Origin of the sequence: Falsiroseomonas oleicola, from assembly GCF_019029495.1 — a bacterium.
GTDB classification, from domain to species: Bacteria; Pseudomonadota; Alphaproteobacteria; order Acetobacterales; family Acetobacteraceae; genus Falsiroseomonas; species Falsiroseomonas oleicola.
In genome coordinates, this window is record NZ_JAERQM010000004.1 from 325,844 (window position 1) to 347,970 (window position 22,127).

Consider the following 22,127-nt stretch of genomic DNA (forward strand, 5'->3'; position numbering starts at 1 on the left):
GCATGACTCTGTGAGTCATCCGGTTGTTCGCATCTTTCTATGTGAATCGGCCTTCACAATTGGGGTTCCATTCGCCATTTGTCTCCCTTGGCTGATCGGTCCGGGGGTGACATGTCGAAAGATGCGGTGGCGGAATGGGTGGTCGAGGTTGGCGCGATGCGCCGCCAATGCGCCGCCCTGCCGATCACCCATCAGATCGGCGCCCCCCGCATCGTGCTGGTCACCAGCCGCGAAACGCGCCGCTGGGTGATTCCCAAGGGCTGGATCGAACCCGGCGAGTTGCCGCATCGCAGCGCGGCGCGGGAGGCCTTCGAGGAAGCCGGCATCGAGGGTGAGGCCGACCCCGACCCCATCGGCAGCTTCGCCTACACAAAGCGCAAGCCGCGCGGCGTGCTGCTGCCCTGCGAGGTGCTGGTCTATCGCCTGCACGTCACCCGCCTGCTGGCCGATTGGCCCGAGCGGTCGGAGCGGGAGCGCCGGCTGGTCACCCCGGCCGAAGCGGCCGAGATGGTCGCGGAGCCGGAACTCGCCAGGCTGTTCTGGGAACTCGCCGCCTGATCCTCAGCGCCGGTCGGCCGCGTGGCCGACATAGGCGCGGCCGTAGCGCTTTTCCAACTGGCGCTGCACCAGGTCCCAGACCGTGGTCATCACCAGGTACCAGAAGGCCGCGGCCAGGAACAACTCCAGCACCAGGAATCGCTCCTGGATCAGGATCTGCGTCCGCCGCAGCAACTCCTCCATCGAGATCACGCTGGCGACCGATGTGGTCTTCAGCAACCCGTTCACCGAATTGCCCAGCGGCGGGATGATGATGCGAAAGGCCTGCGGCCAGGTGATGGTGCGGAACACCTGGATCTTGCTCAGCCCCAGCGCCAGCCCCGCCTCCCGCTGCCCGGATCCCACGGCGGAGATGCCGGAGCGCACGATCTCGCTGAGATAGGCGGCCTCGTTCAGCGCCAGGCCCAGCAGGGCGGCCTGGGTCACGCTGAAGCGCAGGCCGAACAGCGGCAGGCCGGTATAGATGATGAGCAACTGCACCAGCAGCGGCGTGCCGCGGAAGATCCAGCAGTAGAAGCTGGCGATGCCCGCAAGCCAGCGGTTGCCGGACAGTCGCAACAGCGCCACGACCACGCCGAGCGCGAGGCCACAGATCAGCGAAACCGCGGTCAGCCACAGCGTGGTGACGGCGCCTTCCAGCAGGAAGGGGTTGAACAGGTATTCGAAGAACCCCTGCCAGGACCAGATATGCATGCGGCTCAGCTTCCAAAGTCGGGGGGCGGCAGGTCGAAGGCCGGCAGCGTATCACAGCGGACTGCCACGCCGCGCAGCAGCGGATAGGGCGAAAGGTCGCAGCCGAGCCGGGCGGAGGCGCGAAGCTGCGGCAGCAGATGCAGATCGGCCCAGCCCGCTTCGGTGCCGTAGCAGAAGGGCAGCGGGTCCGGCCGCCGCGCCAGCATCGCCTCCAGCGCCGTCAGCGCCGTCGCGGTCCAATGCGCGACCCAATCAGCCTGGGCGGGCTCCGGCAGGCGCCGGCGGATGCGCTGCACCGTGACGGGGTGCAGGTCGCTGGCGATGTGCTGGGCGAAGCCGCGCGCCAGGGCGCGCGTGACAGGGTCGGCCGGCAGAAGCGGCGGGCCAGGCCCCACCTCCTCGATCAGTTCCAGGATGGCGGTGGCCTGCGCCACCACCCGGCCATCTGCCAGCACCAGCGCCGGCATCAGCCCCTGTGGGTTGATGCCCAGCCAGACCTCCCGCGGCAGGGTCGGCGCATCGACGCAGGGCAGGGCCATGCCCTTCAGCCGCAGCGCGATGCGCACCCGCTCGCCGGCCGAGTTGCGGCCATGCGTGAACAGGCGCGCGCCGGAGAGCGCGCAGCTCACGCACACCCCATCATTGCGGGCCGACGACCTCGAAGCCCGCCTCGTACTTGCTGACGCCGTAGCGGTCGAACAGGCGGTCGTAGCTGCCATCCGCCTTCATCTCCGTCAGCACCTTGGCGATTTCCTGCGCCAGGGGGCGCGACCGCATGGCGAGGCTGGCGGGGGTGGGGAACAGGCCGTGCAGCACACGCGGAAAATCGCCGCGCTGGTCGTATTCGGCGGCCACGGCATCGACGCTCGTCACCGCTTCCACCTGGCCGGCGCGCAGCGCCTGGAAGGCGATGGCGAAGTTGTCGAAGGTGCGGATCGTGATCGCCGCCTTGCCGCGCGCGACGAGGTCGGCGCTGAGCGCGCGGGTGCGGGCTTCCTCGAAGCCGCCCAGCTCGACGCCCACGGTGCGGCCGGCCAGGTCGTCCACCGTGCGGATGTTCAGCGGATTGCCGCGCGCGGCGGAGAAGGCGACGGCCGCATTCTCATAGCGCAGCATCTGCATCATCGCCGCGCGCTGCGGCGTGAAGAAGGTGCCGGTGTTGATCACGTCCCAGCGCCGCGCCGCGAGGCCCGGGATCATCGCGCTGAACTCGATGCGCACCCATTCCGGCGTCAGGCACAGGCGCCGCGCGATCTCCACGCCGAGGTCGACGCGCAGGCCCTGCAGCTGGCCCTGCGCATTGACGAATTGCAGCGGCGGCAGGGTCGGGTTGATCGACATCACCAGTGTGCCCGGCTTGATGAGCTCGCTATTGGCGACGCGCGGCGTGCAGCCGGCGGGGGCCTGGGCAAGGGCCGGGGAGGCGAAGGCCGCCAGCGCGGCGGCGAGAAGGAGACGACGCATGTTTTGAACTTCCCTGTTGGACTCGTTGAAAAACTCAGGCCGCCTGGCGTGCGCCCTCGGCCAGCAATCCCATGTGCTGCAGCACCGCGCCGAGCTGCGCCATGTCGGCACCCGGCAGCGGCAGGCGCGGCGGGCGCGGATCGCCCATCGGCATGCCCATGAGTCGAAAACCCGCCTTGGTGCCGGAGACGTAGCGTGGCCCGCCGACGAAGGGCAGCAGCGGCATCAGCTTGCGGTACAGCGGCAGCGCCTTGTCCATGTCCTTGTCGAAGGCAGCCGCGTGGAACATCTCGGTCGACAGCTTCGGCGCCAGGTTCGAACACACCGCGACCCAGCCGATGGCACCGAGCCAGGCGCTTTCATAGCCGAGCACGCCGGCAAAGACCTCCATGCGGTCGCCGCAGAGATCGACGATGTCGCGCACGCGCGTCACCTCCAGCGTGCTTTCCTTCACGTAGAGGCAGCTTTCGATGGTTGCGAGTCGCGCCAGGATCTTGGGCGTCAGGTCGACATTCGCCGTGGCGGGATTGTTGTAGACCATGATGGGGATGCCGATGGCGTCCGCCACTTTCTTGTAGTGGACATAGAGCTCGTCCTCGGTCGGCACGGAGTAGAAGGGCGGGATGATCATCACGCCGTCCGCGCCCAACGCCTCCGCTTCCTTCGACGTGCGCACCACCTCGCGCGTGTCTTCCGCGCCGGTGCCGATCAGCACGGGCACGCGGCCGGCGGCCGTCTTCACCACCGTCTCGACGATCGCGGTGCGCTCCTCCGGCGACACGGACAAGAATTCGCCGGTGGAGCCGAGGGGGATCAGGCCTCGTATACCTTCGCGGATCTGGAATTCGACCAGACGCTCCAGCGCCTTCAGGTCGACGGCCTCTCCACCTTCGGTGAAGGGCGTGATCAGTACCGTGTAGCAGCCGCGAAATTTCCCGCCGGCCATCGGCTTGCTCCCATCGTGCGAACGTCCATCATCAATGAGCCTTTCCCCGAAAGCATCAAGCCCATCCCATGCGACTGACCCATGCCGCGATACGCCCTTCTGCCGAAGCCATGGGCATCACCTTCGACGGCCGCCCGATTCCCGCGCTGAAAGGGGAGACGGTGGCCGCCGCGCTGTCGGCGGCGGGCGAGTTGACGCTGCGGTATACGCATTCCGGCGCGCCGCGCGGGCTGCATTGCGGCATGGGCGCCTGCTTCGATTGCCTCGTCACCATCGATGGCCGCGCGAATCAGCGCGCCTGCCTGGCGAAGGTCGCGCCGGGGATGGTGGTGGAAAGCGCGGTGCCGGCGCAGCCCGCGCCGCTCGCCACGCGGCCGGAAGGCCAGGCGCCACAGATTGAATGCGATCTGCTGGTGGTCGGCAGCGGCCCCGCCGGACTGTCGGCCGCCATCGCCGCGGCGGAAGCCGGCTGCACCGTCATCGCCCTGGATGAGCGCGACGCGCCCGGCGGGCAATATCTGAAACCGCTCGCCGCCAGCCACAGCAATGCGGCGCCAGACCGGCAGTTCCGCCAGGGCGCCGCGCTGCGCCAGCGGGCGCTGGATGCCGGCGTGACCTTCCACTTCGGCGCCACCGTCTGGGGCGGCTTCGCGGCGGACGAAATCGGCGCCCTGGTCGAGGGCTGCAACACCCGTTTCCGCCCGCGCCGCCTGGTGATCGCGGCCGGCGCGCATGAACGCCCGGTGCCGATTCCCGGCTGGACCCTGCCCGGGGTGATGACCACCGGCTGCCTGCAAACCCTGGCCCGCGCCAACCGCGTTTCCCCCGGCGACAGCGTGGTGATCGCCGGCAACGGCCCGCTGAACCTGCAACTGGCCTGCGAACTGGTGGAAGGCGGCGTGCGCGTCGCGGCGGTGCTGGAGGCCGCACCCTTTCCGGGCCTTTCTGGCCTGCGCCAGGCCCTGCGCCTGGCCGCCGCCGCGCCCGACCTCGCCTGGGACGGCGCGCGCTACCTGGCCGTGCTGCGCCGCGCCAAGGTGCCGGTGATCTGGGGCGCGCGACCTATCGCCGCCGAGGGCGAGGGCCGCTTCGCCGCCCTGCGCGCCCGCACGCCGACCGGCCAGATTCGGATCGAGGCCGATGCGCTGGCGCTGAACCTCGGCTTCCAGCCCGAAACCGGCCTGGCCCGCGCCCTCGGCTGCGCCCATCGCTTCGTGGATAGCGGCCTCGGCCGATTGGAGACGGTGACGGACGAGGACGGCCGCACCAGCATCCCCGAAGTTTTCGCGGTGGGTGACGGTGCGCAGGTGGGTGGGGCGCGCATTGCCTTCGCCCGCGGGCGGCTCGCCGGGCTGGCGGCGGCGCGGGATCTGCTGCCCGGCCTGCCGGACGACACCGCCAGCCGCCGCGCCTTGGCCCGCGCCATCGGCTTCCAGGACGCGCTGTGGCGCTTCTTCGCCGTGCCGGAATTCGACGCGCGCACCATCGCCGACACCACCACGGTCTGCCGCTGCGAGGAGGTGACGGCCGGCACGCTGCGGGAGGCGATGGCCCTGGGCGCGACCTCCCTCGGCGCGGTGAAGAAGGCGACGCGCGCCGGCATGGGCCGCTGCCAGGGCCGCATGTGCGGCGCCAGCGTGGCGCGCATCGTCGGCGCCTCCGAGGAAGCCGGCTGGGCCGCGCCCCGCGCGCCGTTGAAGCCGGTGCCGGCCATCGCGCTGGCCATGGAGAAGCCGGAATGGCTCGAAGGCCCCTCCGCCACCCCGCGCCCGATCCTGCCCAGCCACCACATCCCCGCCACTGGCCCCGCCGAGACCTGCGACGTGCTGGTGGTGGGCGGCGGCGCGCTCGGCCTTTCCACGGCCCTGTACTGCGCGCGCGAAGGGCTGTCGGTGATTGTCGCGGAGCGGGGCGAGCCGGGGCAGGGGGCGACCACCGCCAATGCCGGCAGCCTGCATATCCAGCTTCACGCCTATGACAGCGCCGGGGCGGAGGAGGGGCCCGAAAGTGCGGCGGCGCAAATCCTCACCATCGGCCCGGCCTCCGTCGCGCTATGGCGGGAGATTGCTGCGGAGGCGGGCGAGGGACTCGGCATCCGGACGGAGGGCGGCATCATGCTGGCCGAGACGCCGGACCAGCTTCGGCGGCTGGTGACCAAGGTGGCGATGGAGCGGGATTTTGGCGTGGACAGCCGCGTGCTCGGCGCCAATGAGCTGATGGACGTCGCCCCCTATCTGGCGCCCGGCTTCGCGGGTGCGGCTTTTTGCGCACCGGAAGGCCAGATGGACCCGCTGCGCGGGCTTTCCGCTTTGCTGCGCCTTGTCCAGCGCGCCGGCGCCCTGGTGCGCGGCGGCACCACCATCGCGGCCGTGGCGCGGGAGGGTGCGGGCTTCCGGGCGGAGACGGTGGCGGGTGGCGTGATCCGCGCCGGCCATGTGGTGAATGCCTGCGGCCCCTGGGCCGGGGAGTTTGCCAAAATGCTCGGGGCGCCGATTCCGGTGGGGGCGGCGGTGCAGCAGGTGATGGTGACGGAGGCCGCCGGCGGCGAAATCATGCGCCACCTGGTGCTGCATGGCAGCCGGCACCTTTCCGCCAAGCAGGGCGATGCCGGCCACCTGGTGCTCGGCGGCGCCTGGCCCGGCGTGCTGGATGCGGCGGGGCGGCCGCGCAACCTGGCCGGGTCGATCGAGGGCAACCTGTTCGTGGCAAGCACGGTGCTGCCGGCGCTGGCGGGGTTGCAGGTGATACGGGCCTGGACCGGGCTGAATGTGCAGGTGCCGGGGCCGATTCTGGGGGCGGACCCGAGGGTGCCGGGGCTGCACCATGCGGTGACGTTCAATGGGTGGACGCTGGGGCCGGTGTGCGGGCGGCTGGTGGCGGGGGGGATTTGCGGGAGGGCGGGGGCGGGGAGGGCGTTTGGGGTGGGGAGGTTCTGAAGAAGGTAGGTTATTTGGAAGGTTAGGCAGGAGATCCAAGCCCCCTCAACCGGCACGCGAGAGAGCCCGCCGCTCGTTGGCTGCGCCGGTGATTTCGGCTTCGTCGCGGTGTTGTCCGTGAGAGAACGCATGGCTACCATCGCGCCATGCCGACAACCAATCTCTCCATCGGACGCGAACCTGTTATTGATTTTGACTGTTCCGGCTGGCCGCTGGAAAAGCGCGAACGGCTAACCCAGGCTGTCAGAGTGATTCACGGCGTTACCAACGTTGGCAATGCTGGCGTCAGTACAATGCGCGTTCGATATGATCCGCTCGTCATAGTTGCTTCAGCGCTGACACTTGCGGTGGATCAGGTTGCGGACGACATCCTACCGGGAAACAATTTTTCGCTGTGACGTGCCAACAAAATTTTCGCGGTCAGTTGATGGGCGAACTTTCAGCCAGAGGGGGATAGCAACTTGGCTGACATAACTGGCACCCCACTTTGGCCCCTAAGTGTCAAATTGCAGTTATTTGGCGATCCGTCGACTGAATCTTTCGTACATTTGCGACCCGGTATCAGCACGTTGGTAGGACCCAACGGCAGCGGTAAGACGCGAGCGTTGCGTGGGATCAAAGCTGCGCTTTTATCTTGGAGCCGTACTAATACGCCTGAGCGAAAAGTCCATTTCCTGGCGGCGGGTCGAAGCAGTCCACTCGAAAATTTCCGAGCCGCCATCAGCACGCCAGGCCATGTAGACAATGATGACGCTGCGGTCGGGCACACAGCCTATCGCCGGCAATGGTGGGATTTTGAGAGTGTGACCGGCCCATTGTTGACGCTGGACGCACGTCCCGATCTACGACTTAAGGTCGAGGCGCGATTGCAACAATTGTTGGATCGCAGTATTCAGCTTTCATGGTCTCAACAAGGTATGAATGTCCGGATATCGCCCGTCAGTGGCGGTTCTGCCTACGCAGCTAATCACGAGGCAAGCGGCATACTCCAGCTCGTGGCATTGCTCGCGGCCATCCATAATGATGAGATCGCCGCGTTGCTGATCGACGAGCCAGAAATCTCACTGCATCCGCAGCATCAAGCTTTCCTTCTGGAAGAAATGGAACGCGTAGCGGGCGATCCAACGGAGCCGACCCGTAAGATTATTGTTATAGCGACACATTCAGCGACCCTTCTGCCGCTGCGTTCGGTCAAAGAGCTACCTGCTCTGATGTTTTTTAATTCCGCTCGAAATGCTCCGGCGCAAGTGCCCGCCGATGCGGATATTCTTAACCGCGCCAAACTGACCGCATTGGTAGCTCGCCTTAGCGCGACGCACCGACTTGCAATGTTTGCCGAGCGTGTGCTTCTCGTAGAAGGTCCCAGCGACGAGATCGTGACTGCACAGCTTGCTCGAAGGCTAGACCTTAGACTGCTGGCCCGCAATGCTCAGATCCTGCCGGTGACGGGCAAGGGAGAATTTATCGAGGCGGCAAAGCTTTTCCGGATGATGAAAAAGGAAGTGGCGATCCTGGCCGATCTGGATGCGCTGGCCGACGATAACACACTCGTAAGGTCTTTCAGCGAGCTTCCCGCAGCGTCAGAGGTCGCTGATCGGCTGGGGCGAGCAACTGTCACGGAGCTCGATCGTGATCTCCGAAACGCCCTTACCAACTTCATAGATCGACACAGCGACGCGGTTCGGGCTGCGGCAGCGCGATACGACGATTGGTCTAGCAATGATTCGAAGGAGCGCGCCGAACGCCGAGTGACGCTGGCGCGTATACTGACCGACCCGCTAAGCTTCGACGGAGTTGCGGGCGGCGACGCAGCAAGCCTGTGCACGCGCTACCGAGTACTGACGGACGCGCTTGCTGAGCTCGGCTGCTTTTTTCTGAAGCGGGGCGCGATCGAGAACTATTACACCTCGGACGAAATGGGGTTTGGGAAGCCTGACCATGCCGCGCGGGAAGCCGCAGCGTTTGAAACAACCCAACCACCGATTTTGCTTTCTCAGTACGCAGACGTAGTCGCCCCGCTCACGTACATCGCTCCCAAGCAGCGGGTTGATGAAGACCTGCTGCTCCGCCCAAAACTGGGCGCTGTGCTGGCCGCAGCGTTCCTCAGCATGGAGCGCGATAGTTCCTCGGAACGACTGAATGCCATAGCGCGGACAACTGTCGGCAGCGACGCTGAGGTATTCAGATTATCTAACTGCTCGAAAGAAGATCTAAGAATCGCCGTCGAGATGGCATCGCCACTATTTCAACGTGACACGTTTCCGTTCGAAATTGGCCGCGAAGACAACCTGACGCTGGTCGTTCCACAAAAACTTCCCGGGCTCAGCTCTTCCTGATCGCCGAACGGCATCGCCTCAAGATGGCATTCGGAGTGGCATCATTTGAGCATCGCGGTGCCCTTTTATCCGCTTGCGCGGGCGCAAAGAGCTCCTTATCGGCCCGCTTTTTTTAACACCGTTTTCGTCCAAAACAGCCTTGAGGCCGTCCATCTCAATGCAACCTCGGCGCCTTCAAAAACTTGCTCCGGTCCCCGCTCACCACCGGCAGCACCAGCCTTCGCCCGTCCCGCTCCGCCGCCACATTCACCAGCACCCCCGCCGCCCCGCGCGACCAAAGGCTGCGCCAGAGTCCCGCCAGGTCCGGCGCCTCGCTGTCATCCAGCCCCAGAATGCGGTCGCCCGGCTTGATTCCCGCCTTCTCCGCCGGCCCCTTGGCGGCGACGGAGGCCACCACCACGCCTTCCTCCTGATCCGCGCAGTACACGCCGAGCCAGGGCCGCGGCGGCTTGTTGACGCGGCCATAGGCCAAAAGGTCGTCCAGGATGGGGTGCAGCAGCCCGATCGGCACCACCAGGTTCAGGTCCAGCTTGCGCCCCTTCGAATCCCGGTGCTGCAAGACCAGCGACCCGATGCCGAGCAGCGTGCCCTCCGGCCCGATCAGCCCGGCTCCGCCCCAGGAGGGATGGGCCGGCGCGGTGAACAGCGCCTCCTCCAACAGATATTCCCAGTAGCCGGCGAAGGGCTCGCGGGCGACGACGGAACAGGCCAGGGCGCCGCCTTCCATCGCGGCGCGGCCGGATTGCGGGGCGGCGGCCAGAATGGTCTGCACCCCGGCCTCCGGCAGGCCTGCGGCGGCCAGCTTCATCGCCGGCGCGTCCAGCCGCCCGAGCGCCTGCACCAGGCCAAAACCGGTCTCGAAATCATAGGCGAGGGCATGGCCCGGCACGACGCGCCCGGCGGAGGTCTTGATCCAGATGCTCTCGGCTTCCCCGATCAGGTAGCCGATGGTCAGCACCAGCCCATCCTCCCGGATCACCACGCCGCTGCCCTCCCGCTCCGTGCCCAGGGTGCGGGCGGAGAAGGCATCGCCCGGCACGCGGGTCTTCAGGCTGACCACGGAGGCCAGGGCGGTGCGCAGGTCAAAGCTGTAATCGGCCGGATCGGGCCGCATGTCCTCGGGGATGTTCCAGTCCTCGTCCGCCATCAATCCACCCGTGTCCGGCGGCTGCGGAATTTTGGGGGGGCCTCCGCAGCACGAAAGGGTCCTTTGGACCTTGGTCGTCCGCTGTAGCGCATTTTGGCCGTGGGCGAAAACGGCCGCGCGGTGGGGTGGGTACCTGACAGGGGGGAAGCCCTCTCCACCCAACGGGGGGAGAGGGTTTGGGTGAGGGGGGGACGTGCAAGTATCTGAACAAGCTCCCATCCCGCGATGCCCCCCTCACCCAACCCTCTCCCCCTGTCAGGGGGAGAGGGCTTCCTCTGCGCTTCAGTACAGGTTGCGGCCGGTGGGGGCGGGCATGGGGGGTAGGGCGCCGGTTGCGATGGGGCCGGCTGGCTCCACCAGCACGGGGGCAGGCGGGGCCTGTTCCACCATCAGGGGGTTCGGGTTGGGGCGCGGGCAGGTGAAGGCGATGGTGTACTCATTGCCGCCGATCTCGCTGCGGGTCACCGCGAAATTCCGGCCCATGGCGGTGCAATGGGCGCGGGCCTGCTCCACCCCGATCCGCGCCGCCTGGGCGGCGGTGCTGGCATGGGTGGTCAGGCCATAGGTCTCCGGCGCCAGCTCCGTCACCGGGCTGGCGGAGGAACAGGCGGCGAGCGCGGCCAGCAGCGGCAAGACAGCGAGGCGGGTCAGGGGCGGATGCTCCAGCGATCGTTCCGTCACCCTAACCCCCCTCCGCGCGGACTGCCAACTCAGCCCGCGGCCTTCGCCTCGCGCCGGCGGCGATGCAGCACGAATTCGGTATAGCCATTGGGCTGCGCCGCGCCTTCGAAGACCAGGTCGCAGGCGGCCTGGAAGGCGATGCCGTCGAAACCCGGGGCCATGGGCCGATAGGCCGGGTCGCCCGCATTCTGCTTGTCCACCACGGCGGCCATGCGCTGCAGCGTCTCCGTCACCTGGTCCCGGCTGACGATGCCGTGGCGCAGCCAGTTGGCGATGTGCTGGGCAGAGATGCGCAGCGTGGCGCGGTCCTCCATCAGGCCGACATTGTTGATGTCCGGCACCTTGGAACAGCCGACCCCCTGATCCACCCAGCGCACCACATAGCCCAGGATGCCCTGGGCATTGTTGTCGAGCTCCGCCTGCACGTCCTTCGGTTCCCAGTTGGTGTCCTGGGCGAGGGGGATGGTCAGGATGTCGTCCAGCTTGCCGCGCCGGCCCTCCGCCGCGATCTCCACCTGGCGGGCGGCGACGTCCACCTGATGGTAGTGCAGCGCATGCAGCGTGGCCGCGGTGGGGGAGGGGACCCAGGCGGTGTTGGCGCCGGCCTTGGGGTGGCCGACCTTCTGTTCCAGCATCGCCGCCATCAGATCCGGCATGGCCCACATGCCCTTGCCGATCTGCGCCCGGCCGCGCAGGCCGCAGAGCAGGCCGACATCGACGTTCCAGGCCTCATAGGCCGAGATCCAGGGCAGCGCCTTCATCTCGTTCTTGCGGACCACGGCGCCGGCTTCCATGGCGGTGTGGATCTCGTCGCCGGTGCGGTCCAGGAAGCCGGTGTTGATGAACACCACGCGGTCGCGCGCCGCCTTGATGCAGGCCTTGAGGTTCACCGTGGTACGGCGTTCCTCGTCCATGATGCCCATCTTGATGGTGGCGCGCGGCAGGCCGAGCACATCCTCCACCCGGGCGAACAGGCTGTCGGCGAGTGCCACTTCCTCCGGCCCATGCATCTTGGGCTTCACCACATAGACGCTGCCGGTGCGGGAATTCATGCGCTTGCCGCGGCCGGGCGGCTGGATGTCGTGCAGCGCGATCGCCACCGTCACCATGGCGTCCAGCGCGGTTTCGGGGATTTCGGCGCCGTCGAGGGTGACGACATCGGTCATCATATGGTGGCCGACATTGCGCACCAGCATGACGGAGCGGCCATGCAGCGTCACGGCGGACCCGGCCGGGGTCTTCCAGATGCGGTCCGGGTTCAGCCGGCGGGTGATGGTCTTGCCGCCCTTTTCCAGGTCGGCGGTCAGGTCGCCCTTCATCAGGCCGAGCCAGTTGCGATAGACGTCGATCTTGTCCGCCGCATCCACGGCCGCGACGCTGTCCTCGCAATCCATGATGGTGGTCAGCGCGGCTTCCATCACCAGGTCGGAGATGCCGGCCGGGTCGGTGCGGCCGATGGCGCTGGTCCGGTCGATATGGATTTCCAGGTGCAGCCCGTTGTTCACCAGCAGGATGGCGGTGGGCGCCCAGGGCTCGCCCTGGAAGCCGACGCATTGGCCGGGGCGGGCCAGGCCCACCTTGCGGCCATCGGCCAGCGTCACCACCAGCGCGCCGGCCTCGATGGCATAGGCGGAGGTGCCGGCATGGCTGGCGCCACCGGCCAGCGGCACGGCCTGGTCGAGCACCTTGCGGGCGAAGGCGATCACCTTGTCGCCGCGCTTGGGGTTGTAGCCGCGGCCCTTCTCGGCGCCGTCCGTCTCCGGAATCGCATCGGTGCCGTAGAGCGCGTCATACAGGCTGCCCCAGCGGGCATTGGCGGCGTTCAGCGCGTAGCGGGCGTTGGAGACGGGGACCACGAGTTGCGGGCCGGCCATCTGGCCGATCTCGGCATCCACATCGGTGGTGCCGACGCTGAAATCCTCGGGCTCCGGCAGCAGGTAGCCGATCTCGGCCAGGTGGGCCTTATAGGCGGGCAGGTCGACCGGGCGGGCCGGGTTGGCGCGGTGCCAGGCGTCGATCTGGGCCTGGAGGGCGTCCCGCCTGGCCAGAAGGGTGGCGTTGCGGGGCGCGAAGTCGCGCAGCAGCGCCTCGAATCCCGTCCAGAAGCGGGCGGCCTCCACCCCTGTGCCGGGCAGGGCTTCGCTTTCGATGAACTGCTGGAAGGCCGCGTCCACAGCCAGGCCGCCGATCCGCACCGATTCTGCCACAATTCCTCTCCCAATTCCTGTCAGGAGCCCGCCGGGCGGTCCCGTGATCGATTCCGGGCGTGCTTAGGCGCAATCGCCCCGCCCTCCAAGGGGGAGGCGACATGCGGTCGCCGTCCCAGGAATTTCATGGCACGAGACATTCGCCTTCATCATGTGGTCAAATGACCTTACATTATACATCGACAGACCCAAGGCCGCCGCCCGTGAATGCCATGACCGCCGAATCCAACAACCCACCCGAAACCGGGGATTCCGCTGTCAGTGACGCGCGCCGTCTGGCGCCGGTGCATCCCCGGACCATGGTCGAGCAGGCGGCGGAGGCGGTGGTGGCCGCCGCCGCCCGTGGCGTCTTCCTGCCCGGCGACCGGCTGGTGGAGGCGGAGATCGCCCGCGAACTCGGCATCAGCCGCGTCCCGGTGAGGGAGGCGCTGCGCCTGCTCGAAAGCCAGGGCATCGTCGTCTCCACGCCCTATAAGGGCATGCGGCTGATGCAGGTGACGAACCGGGCGGTGGCCGAGTTGATGCGGGTGCGCGCGGCGCTCGAATCCTTGGCGCTGCGGGAGATCCTGGCCAACGGCCCGGCGACGGAGGCGCTGCTGTCCCCGGCCCGCCGCGCCGCGCAGCGCTACAATGCGGTGGCGGAGGGCAGCGACACCGCGGCGATCGTCGCGGCGGACGAGGCCTATCACGGCGAGATCTGCCGGCTGTCGGGCAATGGCGTGCTGCATGGCATCTGGCTGAGCGTGGCGCGGCAGCTTTCGGTGGTCTGGGGCCTCGGCCACGACGTCCGCCCGAAGCCACGCATCTCCAAGGAACACGACGAGATCCTGGACCTGCTGGCCCGCGGCGACGGGGATGCGGCGCAGGCCTCGCTGACGCGGCATCTGAGCTGGCATGAGGATCTGGATTTCGAGAAGGCGGTCGCCAGGCGTCGCCAGGCGAAGCCGCGCGGATAAAAGGCACCAGGCGAAGCCGCGCGGATAAAAAGCGCCAGGCGAAGCCGCGCGGATAAAAAGCGCCAGGCGAAGCCGCGCGGCTTCTCCCTCTCCACCCAACGGGGGGTTTGACGCATGCGTCAAAGGCCGGGGTGAGGGGGGCTTTGCCACCCGACAACCCCCCCGGGCTTGCCGCCGCGCCCCGCCCGGCCGATCCTCCCGGACATCGGAGGACCCAGCCTGATGTATCAGCCACCCGCCCAGACCACCCAGCATTGGCAGGTCACCAAGCCCGCCGCCCGCGGCCGCCGGGGCATGGTCGCCAGCCAGTCCCGCGCCGCCGCCGAGGCCGGCCTCGCCATCCTGGATGCCGGCGGCAATGCGGCCGATGCGGCGGTGGGCATGGCCTTCGCGCTGGCGGCGATGGAGCCCTGGAATTGCGGCCTCGGCGGCATCGGCTTCGCCCAGGTCGCCGCCCCCGGCAGCGCGGCCGAGACCTTCGATTTCGGCCCGGTCTCCCCCGCCGGGCTACAGGCCCGCGACTTCCCGATGACGGGGCGGATGAAGCAGGACCTGTTCGCCTGGCCGGAGGTGGAGGGCGACCGCAACATCCACGGGCCGATGAGCTTCTGCATCCCCTCCGCCGTCGCGGGCTATGCGCTGCTGCATGAAAAGCGTGGCCGCATGCCGGCGGCCGATGTGCTGGCCCCGGCGGTGGCGCTGGCGAAGCGCGGCCTGCCGCAGGATTGGTACACCACGCTGAAGATCGCCAACGCCGCTTCCACCCTGAAGCTCTATCCGGAATCGGCGCGGATCTACCTGCCCAACGGCCTGCCCCCGGTCGCCCCCTACCAGGGCACGCCGGGCTTCTTCCGCCAGGGCAACCTGCCGGCGACGCTGGAGCGGCTTCAGCAGGCCGGTTTCCGCGATTTCTATGAGGGCGATGTGGCGGCGGCCATCGCCGCGGATGTGAAGGAGGCGGGGGGCATCCTCTCCGCCGCCGATCTCGCCGGCTGCCAGGCGCGGGTGCTGCCGGCCATCTCCGTGCCCTGGCGCGGCCACACGCTGCACCTGTCCAACGGCCTGACCGCCGCGCCCACCTTCCAGCGCGTCATGGCGCTGATGGAGGCCGCCGACTGGTCCGGCAGCGCGCCGGGCACCGCCTGGCACCTCGCCTTCGCCAAGGCGATGCAGGATGCCTATGCGGAGCGACTGGCGGGGCTGGGCGATGCCGAGCCCAAAGGCTCGGATAGCTGCACCACCCATCTGAACGTCGTCGACGCGGATGGGATGATGGTGTCGATGACCACCACGCTGCTGTCTTCCATGGGGTCGCGCGTCGTTCTGCCGCGCTCCGGCGTCCTGATGAACAACGGCGTCATGTGGTTCGACCCACGCCCGGGCAGCGCCAATGAGATCGGGCCGAACAAGCGGCCGCTGACCAACATGTCCCCGGTCATCGTCGCCGATGCCGCCGGCGTGCCGGAAATGGCGCTCGGCGCCTCCGGCGGGCGGCGCATCCTGGCCGCCGTGTTCCAGATGCTGTCGCTGGTCACCGGCTTCGGCATGGACCCCGAGGCAGCGGCGCATTTTCCCCGAATTGATGTCAGCGGCCCGGAGGGTGCAACGGCGGACCGCACCTTGCCGCGTGCCACGCTTGACGCCCTGGCCTCGGCCGGGCCGTTGGAGGTGGTGGAGCATGCGGTGCTGCCGGTGAACTTCGCCTGCCCGAACCTGATCCAGATCCGGGCGGGCGGGGAGCGTGTCGGCATCACCGATGTGATGTCCCCCTGGTCCGCCGCCCTCGGCCAGGGATGAGCGACGCGGCGCTGACCCTGGCGGAGGAGATCGTCCTCCTCGCGCTGGATGACGACAGCGGCCGCCCCGTCGGCCGCGCCGGCATGGCGCCCGACCGGGCGCTGGCCGGCGCGCTGCTGATGCAACTGGCCCTGGCCGGGCGGGTGGATACGGACCGGGACCGGCTGATCCTGGTCGATGCCAGGCCGACCGGCGATGCCGCGCTGGATGCGGCGCTGGCGCGGCTGGCGGCCCCCGATGCGCCGACCGATGCGCGCGGCGCCATCCCGCTGCTGGCGCGCGATGCGCCGGCGGCCCGGGCCATGATCCTGGACCGGCTGGTGGCGCGCGGCCTGTTGCGGCGGGTGGAGGACCGGGTGCTCTGGATCCTGCCCGACCGCCGCTACCCCAAGGCACCCGGCCGGCCGGAGGTGGCCGAAGCCCGCGCCCGGCTGCGCGCGTTGTTGCTGCGGGAAGAACTGCCCGAGCCGCATGACGCCCTGCTTCTCGGCCTGGCCCGCGCCGCCGGGCTGCTGCCGCTGATCTTCTCCGAGGCGGAGCTGGAGGCGGTGCAGCCCTGGCTGGGCGTGGTGACGCGCATCGAAAGCCTGAACCGCTCCCTCGGCGTGGCGGTGGCGGATATCCGGGGCGTCGGCCTGGGGACCACGCGGCGGGACGGCTGAGCCGCACCCCCGCCACCACCGGAAGCTTCGGCACGGACCTTGCAACTTCCCGATCCGGTGGCGGAACAGTGCCTCGGCCCAGGGTGGGACTGCCCAGGCGATGCGCGGACCCCGCCCAGACCGTAAGCCGGGAGCGCAGAAATGTTGCAACGTCGTCAGATTCTGGGGGGCGCCGCCGCGGCGCTCGCCATGCCGTCCATCGCCGGGGCGCAGGGCGCCGCCTGGCCCAACCGCTCGATCCGCCTGGTCGCCCAGTTCCCCCCGGGCGGGCTGGTGGACACCGTCGCCCGGCTGATGGCGCCGATGATGGCCCAGGCGCTGGGCCAGTCCGTGGTGGTGGAGAACCGCGCCGGCGCCGGGGGCATCATCGGCACGGATGTCGTCGCCAAAGCACCGGCCGATGGCCACACGCTGCTGGTCAGCCATGCCTCCGTGCATGTCTTCTCGACCGCCACGCGGCCGACGCTGCCCTTCGACCCGATCAACGACTTCACCCATATGATGCATCTGGTGGAGGCGCCGAACATCATCCTGGTGCGGGCCAATTCCCCCTTCCAGAGCCTGGAGCAGCTGCTGACGGCGGCGCGGACCCGGCCGGTGCGCTTCGGCTCCTCCGGCATCGGCTCCGCCCCGCATCTGCTGGGCGCGATGCTGTCCTCGGAGGCGAATGCGCCGAACCTAGACCACATCCCCTATGCCGGCAGCGCGCCGGCCATGCAGGATGTGCTGGCGGGCAATATCGAATGCATGGTGGACCCGATCACCACCAACACCGCGCAGATGCGCGACGGGTCCCTGCGGGCGCTGGCGGTTTCCACGCCGCAGCGGCTGGCGATGTTCCCGAACGTGCCGACCTTCGCCGAGCTGGGCTTCCCGAAGCTGACCTCCGCGCAATGGCTCGGCCTGTCCGGTCCCAAGGGCCTGCCGGCGCCGATCGTCGAGCGGCTGAATGCCATCATGCCGCCGATCCTGGCGCGGCCGGAGCTGATGGCCCGCTTCGTCGACCTCCAGACCATGCCGCGCAACCCGCCGCCCGCCGGGCCGGCCTTCGTCTCGATCATGCGCCAGGAGATCACCGAATGGACCGCCGTGGCCCGGCAGTTCAACATCGTGGTGGGGTGATGACCCGCCCCCCCGCCTCGTGGCAGGCTGCGCGGCTGCGATGCGGGGGACGCGATGTCACTGACCATGCCGGAGGAGATTCTTCTCCTCCTTCTCGATGACGAGACCGGCAAGCCGGTCGGCCTGCCCGGGCCGGCCGGGGACCTGGCGCTGGCCGGCGCCATCCTGATGGAGCTGGCTTTGGCCGGGCGCATCGACACCGATCTCGACCGGCTGGTGCTGGTGCAGCAGCGGCCGACCGGGGATGCGCTGCTGGATGGCGTGCTGGCGCGGCTGGCGACCGGGGCGCCGGAGCGCACCAGCCGCTGGTGGATCCAGGACATCGCCAAGTCGGGACCGGCGCTGCGGGCGCAGGTGCTGGAACGGCTGGTGGATGGCGGCGTGCTGCGGCGGATCGAGGACCGGTTCCTCTGGGTATTTCCCGAACGCCGCTACCCCAAGGCGACCGGCCGTGCCGAGACGGCCGAGGTGCGCCGGCGGCTGCGCGGCGTGATCCTGGACGACGAGATCCCCGACCCGCGCGACGCTTTGCTGATCGGCCTGGCACGCGCCACCGGCCTGGTGCCGCTGGTGCTGTCCGAGGCCGAGTTGGCGGCGGCCACGCCGCGCGTCGACCAGGTGGCGGGGCTGGAGGAATTGTCGAGGTCGCTGAGCGCGGCGACGCGGGATGTCTATGCCACGTTGTTGCGGCAGGGCGCCGTTCACTGAGGCTCAGGTCAACCGCGGTGGCTTCCACCGAAAAGCCACCGCCGCCATGCGTGTCAGCACCGCCCCCACCACGGCGGCGACCACCACGACCACCACCTCGTCGATCTCGATCTCCGAGCCGCGGACCATGAGATAGGCCGAGAGCGCCAGGCTCCAGATCAGCGCGACCTCGCCATAGAAGCCGGTCTTCAGATTGGGGATGTCGCCACCGCCGCGCAGCACATCGCGCAGGATGCCACCCCCCGCCCCGGTGATGGTGCCCAGCAGCGGTCCCCAGAGCCAGAAGGGCTCCGCCCGCATGCCGAAGGCGACCGTCACGCCGAGGACGGTGCTGGCGCCCAGGCCCAGCGCATCCGCCGCGTCGAACAGCCAGCGGTCGATCCGCCGCCGGCGCATCGCGACCGTCATCTGGGCGACCCAGAAGGCGAGGATCAGCCGCCCGCGCAGCAGGCCCCAGAGATGCGCCACAGCCCAGCAGGCCAGCACCGTGCCGAAGATCAGCTTCAGGAACAGCGGGTCCCGCGCGATTCCGATGGGAAAGCGCCCCACCAGCAGGTCCCGCAGCACGCCACCCGACGCGGCGGTGACGCCGGCCAGGACGCAGGCGCCGAACAGGCTCCAATGGCTCTGCCGCGCCGCCAGCGTGCCGGCCAGGGCGGCGGCCAGCGTGCCCAGGATCTGCAGCGACAGGAACCAGCGGCTGTCGATGGTCTGGGACAGCAGCAGGGGGAAGCGGAAACGCGCGCCGATCGCCTCCAGCGTGCCATCCGCCCGCAGCGCCGCGATGGCAGCATCGAAGGCTGCCAGCGTCTCCGGCGCGGTGGCGCGGTGGAAGCCGAGATGCAGCGGGATGGCGTGGCGCATCGCCTGCTCCTCCACCGCCTGGCCGGCACCCAGCGCGGTGATGGCCAGCGCGACGGAAAGCCGCTCTGCCAGGAAGCCATCGATCTGCCCGGCCAGCAGGCGGCGGATATTGGTGACGTCGTCATCCGCCGCCCGCACCGTGCCGGGCAGGGGCGGGCTGGCGATATGCGCATCCAGCGCGCCGTTGAAATAGAAGAATCCGGTCCGGACGCCGAGGCGGAAGCCCGGCCGCGCCGCCAGATGCGCGGCGAGGCCGGCGGCATCGGTGAAGCGCAGCGCCCCCGCTTCGCCTCGCCGTACGATCAGCACATTGGTGTCGTGGCGATAGGGCGCGGACAGGGCATAGGTCTCGGCGCGCTGCGCCGAGGCGGCGATGCCGGTGACCAGCTCCATCCGGCCATCCGCCACCGCCTCCAGCAGCGGGATGTAGCCCATCGGGGTGAACTGCACCGCCCGCCCGGCCCGCGCGGCGATGGCGCGCACCATCTCGATGTCGAGGCCCGTCAGCTCGCCTTGCCGCAGGTATTGCTGTGGCTCGAAGGCATACCAGCCGGCCTGGATCGGCCGTTCCACCGCCTCGGCCGGGCGGTGGAACAGCAGGGCCAGCAGGGCCAGCAGGATGGCCCGAAGCCGGTCAGGGCGCGGCATCGCCCTTGCCGCCATGCTCCTTGCACCATTGCGCCGCCTGGGCATGGGTGGCGAACCACACCCCCTCGAACTTCTTGATCCGCGTCACCAGCCGGTCCAGCAGGGCGATGCGGCTGCGATGGCCGATGACATGCGGGTGCATGGTCAGCAGGAACATCCCGCCTTCCTCATAGGCCCCATCGAACTCCGCCGCGAAAATCTCCTCCACCGCCGAGGGGGGCGTGTAGGGGCGCAGGCCGGAGAAACGGAGCATATTGAAATAGACCGCGTCGTCGCGGATCCATTCCGGCGGCAGCTCCACGATTCCGGTGGGCTGGCCCTGGTCCAGCAGCTCATAGGCATCGTCATCGGCCATCAGCGACGAGTCATACAGCAGCCCCATCTCCTTGATGATGGACAGCGTATCGACCGAGAAATCCCAGGAGGCGGTGCGCATGCCGACCGGGCGCTGGCCGCTGATCTTTTCCAGCGTCTCCGCCGCGCGCAGGGTCAGTTCGCGCTCCACGCCGGGGGGAAGCTTGGTATTGGCCTCGTGGATCCAGGAATGGATGCCGATCTCATGGCCCTCGGCGGCCACGGCGCGGACTTCCTCCGGATGCAGCAGGGCGGAAACCGCCGGGTAGAAGAAGGTGGCGGGGATGCCGTGGCGCGCCAGCAAAGCGCGGATGCGGGGGATGCCCTGGCGGTTGCCATACTGGCCCTGGCTGATGCGCATCGGGCTTTCGTCACTGTCGCGCAGCGGGATCGTCTCGTGATCCGCATCGAAGCTCAGCGTCACGCAGCAGCGTGCGCCACCGGGCCAGGCGGCCGGGCGCAGGCTGCGGCCGGCGCGGGCGCGGCCGACGATCTCGCGCCATTCCGGCTCGCTCCATTCCCACGGATTGGCGCTCGTCATCTGCGGGGTTTCCCTGGCCTTGGTGAGGCGCCATGCTGCACCCCGATGACCCGTTCCGGAAGCCCCGCATGAGCCCGCCCACCGACCCCGCCCAGATGACCGCGGAACAGCTTCTGGCGCTGTATGCCACCCGCACCCTGTCGCCGGTGGAGGCGCTGAAGGCGGTGCTGGAGCGGGTGGCGCGCTACAACCCCTGGGTGAACGCCTTCGCGGTGATGAACCCGCATGCGCTGCGCCAGGCCGGCGAATCGGAGGCGCGCTGGGCCGCCGGACGGCCGATGGGAATGCTGGATGGCGTGCCCTGCACGGTGAAGGACCTTTTGAACATCGCGGGCTTCCCCACCCGCCGCGGCAGCCTGACCACGGATGCGACCCCCGCCACGGAAAACGCACCCGCCGTCATGGGTCTGTTGGCCGAGGGCGCCGTCATCATCGGCAAGACGACCACGACCGAATTCGGCTGGAAGACGCCGAGCGACTGCCCGCTGCATGGCGTGACGCGCAATCCCTGGAACCCGCAGCGCTCCGCGGGCGGCAGTTCCTCCGGCGCCGGGGCTGCGGGGGCGGCCTGTTTCGGGCCGCTGCATATCGGCACCGATGCCGGCGGGTCCGTCCGCATCCCGGCCTCCTATTGCGGGCTGGTCGGCGTGAAGCCGAGCTATGGGCGGATTCCGCAATGGCCGCATGGCGCGTTCTCCTCGGTGGCCTGCGCCGGGCCGATGACGCGCAGCGTCGGCGATGCGGCGCTGATGATGTCCGCCATGGCCCGCTTCGACCTGCGCGACCCGGTCAGCCTGCCGGATGATCCGCGCGACTGGCGCCAGGGCATGGAACAGGGCGTCGCCGGGCTGCGCGTCGCCGTGGTGCGCCGCCTGGGCTTCGAGCCGCCGCTGGATGAGGAAGGGGAGGCCGCCCTCCAGGTGGCCGCCAAGCTGCTGGCCGAACAGGGCGCCATCGTCGAGGAGGCGGACCCGCAACTGCCCGACACGCGCGCCATCTTCTCCCGCGTCTGGGGGGTTGCCATCGCCCGCATCTGGAACGGCGCGACGGAGGAAAAGCGCGCCCAGCTCGATGCCGGGATCGAGGATGTGGCGCACAGGATGGGCGACATGTCCGCCGCCGATTTCCTCGGCGCCGACATGCTGCGGGTGGAATGCGGGCATGCCATGGCGCGCTTCCACCAGCGCTACGACCTGATCCTGACCGCTGCCACGCCGACGGCCGCCTTCGACGCCGATGCGCCCACCATCAAGCCGGTGGAGGCGCTGTGGCGCGACTGGGCACCCTGGACCTTCGCCTTCAACCTGACCCGCCAGCCCGCCATTGCCGTGCCGATCGGCCTGGATGAGGCCGGCATGCCGCGCGGCGTGCAGGTGGCGGCCGCGCTGTACCGCGACGACCTCGCCTTCCGCGCCGCCCGCGCACTGGAACGTGCGGCCAGCCTCCCCCTGGCCAACCCGGCGGAAACCGGGCAGATGCGGGCGAAGCTGAATTAAGGGAGCTCCAT

The 22,127-nt window shown here is 69.0% G+C and carries 19 protein-coding genes; 10 read left to right on the plus strand and 9 right to left on the minus strand.

Features of this window, described 5'->3' with window-relative positions; genetic code table 11:
- The first annotated feature begins 111 nt into the window (after positions 1-111).
- Positions 112-558 (plus strand): NUDIX hydrolase, encoded by a 447-nt coding sequence (locus tag JJQ90_RS15380; protein ID WP_230410699.1) that lies wholly within the window; start codon positions 112-114, stop codon positions 556-558.
- 3 nt (positions 559-561) lie between these two features.
- Here the strand turns inward: JJQ90_RS15380 and JJQ90_RS15385 are convergent, their stop codons facing one another.
- Genes JJQ90_RS15385 through JJQ90_RS15400 form a run of 4 tightly spaced genes read right to left on the minus strand, consistent with a single transcriptional unit; the run spans position 562 to position 3,661 of the window.
- Positions 562-1,251, minus strand: coding sequence for an amino acid ABC transporter permease (locus JJQ90_RS15385; RefSeq protein WP_216876876.1), 690 nt, complete (start codon positions 1,249-1,251; stop codon positions 562-564).
- Positions 1,252-1,256: 5 nt separating this feature from the next.
- Complete coding sequence (locus tag JJQ90_RS15390) at positions 1,257-1,880, minus strand: glutathione S-transferase N-terminal domain-containing protein (protein ID WP_216876877.1); 624 nt, start codon at positions 1,878-1,880, stop codon at positions 1,257-1,259.
- A 10-nt stretch (positions 1,881-1,890) separates the two neighbouring features.
- Positions 1,891-2,715 carry an ABC transporter substrate-binding protein gene (locus JJQ90_RS15395; RefSeq protein WP_216876878.1) on the minus strand — a complete coding sequence of 275 codons (825 nt, stop codon included), beginning with the start codon at positions 2,713-2,715 and terminating at the stop codon, positions 1,891-1,893.
- A 34-nt stretch (positions 2,716-2,749) separates the two neighbouring features.
- Positions 2,750-3,661 (minus strand): dihydrodipicolinate synthase family protein, encoded by a 912-nt coding sequence (locus tag JJQ90_RS15400; protein ID WP_216876879.1) that lies wholly within the window; start codon positions 3,659-3,661, stop codon positions 2,750-2,752.
- Between the two features lie 68 nt (positions 3,662-3,729).
- On the opposite strand from JJQ90_RS15400, the gene JJQ90_RS15405 reads away from it, so the two are divergent.
- From JJQ90_RS15405 to JJQ90_RS15415, 3 genes are all read left to right on the plus strand, one after another.
- Complete coding sequence (locus JJQ90_RS15405) at positions 3,730-6,597, plus strand: FAD-dependent oxidoreductase (protein WP_216876881.1); 2,868 nt, start codon at positions 3,730-3,732, stop codon at positions 6,595-6,597.
- Positions 6,598-6,743: 146 nt separating this feature from the next.
- Entirely contained in the window at positions 6,744-6,995 is a 252-nt protein-coding gene (locus JJQ90_RS15410) for a hypothetical protein (RefSeq protein ID WP_216876883.1), read from the plus strand.
- Positions 6,996-7,058: 63 nt separating this feature from the next.
- Positions 7,059-8,933, plus strand: coding sequence for an ATP-dependent nuclease (locus JJQ90_RS15415; protein WP_216876885.1), 1,875 nt, complete (start codon positions 7,059-7,061; stop codon positions 8,931-8,933).
- A 154-nt stretch (positions 8,934-9,087) separates the two neighbouring features.
- Here the strand turns inward: JJQ90_RS15415 and JJQ90_RS15420 are convergent, their stop codons facing one another.
- From JJQ90_RS15420 to JJQ90_RS15430, 3 genes are all read right to left on the minus strand, one after another.
- Positions 9,088-10,080 (minus strand): S1C family serine protease, encoded by a 993-nt coding sequence (locus JJQ90_RS15420; protein WP_230410701.1) that lies wholly within the window; start codon positions 10,078-10,080, stop codon positions 9,088-9,090.
- Between the two features lie 282 nt (positions 10,081-10,362).
- Positions 10,363-10,761, minus strand: coding sequence for a hypothetical protein (locus JJQ90_RS15425; RefSeq protein ID WP_216876889.1), 399 nt, complete (start codon positions 10,759-10,761; stop codon positions 10,363-10,365).
- Between the two features lie 29 nt (positions 10,762-10,790).
- On the minus strand, positions 10,791-12,968 hold the full coding sequence (locus JJQ90_RS15430; RefSeq protein ID WP_216876890.1) for a malate synthase G: 2,178 nt from the start codon (positions 12,966-12,968) through the stop codon (positions 10,791-10,793).
- Positions 12,969-13,180: 212 nt separating this feature from the next.
- Here JJQ90_RS15430 and JJQ90_RS15435 point away from each other — a divergent pair, with 212 nt between their 5' ends.
- From JJQ90_RS15435 to JJQ90_RS15455, 5 genes are all read left to right on the plus strand, one after another.
- Entirely contained in the window at positions 13,181-13,924 is a 744-nt protein-coding gene (locus JJQ90_RS15435) for a GntR family transcriptional regulator (protein WP_216876891.1), read from the plus strand.
- A 222-nt stretch (positions 13,925-14,146) separates the two neighbouring features.
- Positions 14,147-15,721 (plus strand): gamma-glutamyltransferase, encoded by a 1,575-nt coding sequence (locus JJQ90_RS15440; RefSeq protein WP_216876892.1) that lies wholly within the window; start codon positions 14,147-14,149, stop codon positions 15,719-15,721.
- A complete protein-coding gene (locus JJQ90_RS15445; RefSeq protein WP_216876893.1) occupies positions 15,718-16,383 on the plus strand; it encodes a GOLPH3/VPS74 family protein in 666 nt (221 codons plus the stop codon). The genes JJQ90_RS15440 and JJQ90_RS15445 overlap by 4 nt, the downstream gene beginning before the upstream one ends.
- Before the next feature lie 141 nt (positions 16,384-16,524).
- Positions 16,525-17,505, plus strand: a complete 981-nt coding sequence (locus tag JJQ90_RS15450) for a Bug family tripartite tricarboxylate transporter substrate binding protein (RefSeq protein ID WP_216876894.1) — start codon at positions 16,525-16,527, stop codon at positions 17,503-17,505.
- A 54-nt stretch (positions 17,506-17,559) separates the two neighbouring features.
- Positions 17,560-18,213, plus strand: coding sequence for a GOLPH3/VPS74 family protein (locus tag JJQ90_RS15455; RefSeq protein ID WP_216876896.1), 654 nt, complete (start codon positions 17,560-17,562; stop codon positions 18,211-18,213).
- Positions 18,214-18,216: 3 nt separating this feature from the next.
- On the opposite strand, the gene JJQ90_RS15460 is transcribed toward JJQ90_RS15455, so the two are convergent.
- Complete coding sequence (locus tag JJQ90_RS15460; RefSeq protein ID WP_216876898.1) at positions 18,217-19,725, minus strand: TRIC cation channel family protein; 1,509 nt, start codon at positions 19,723-19,725, stop codon at positions 18,217-18,219.
- The gene (locus tag JJQ90_RS15465; RefSeq protein WP_216876900.1) at positions 19,712-20,620 is read right to left on the minus strand and encodes a polysaccharide deacetylase family protein; all 909 of its coding nucleotides are present in this window, start codon (positions 20,618-20,620) and stop codon (positions 19,712-19,714) included. The genes JJQ90_RS15460 and JJQ90_RS15465 overlap by 14 nt, the downstream gene beginning before the upstream one ends.
- Positions 20,621-20,688: 68 nt before the next feature.
- Between JJQ90_RS15465 and JJQ90_RS15470 the strand changes: the two genes are divergently transcribed.
- A complete protein-coding gene (locus tag JJQ90_RS15470) occupies positions 20,689-22,116 on the plus strand; it encodes an amidase (protein WP_216876902.1) in 1,428 nt (475 codons plus the stop codon).
- Positions 22,117-22,127 lie beyond the last annotated feature (11 nt).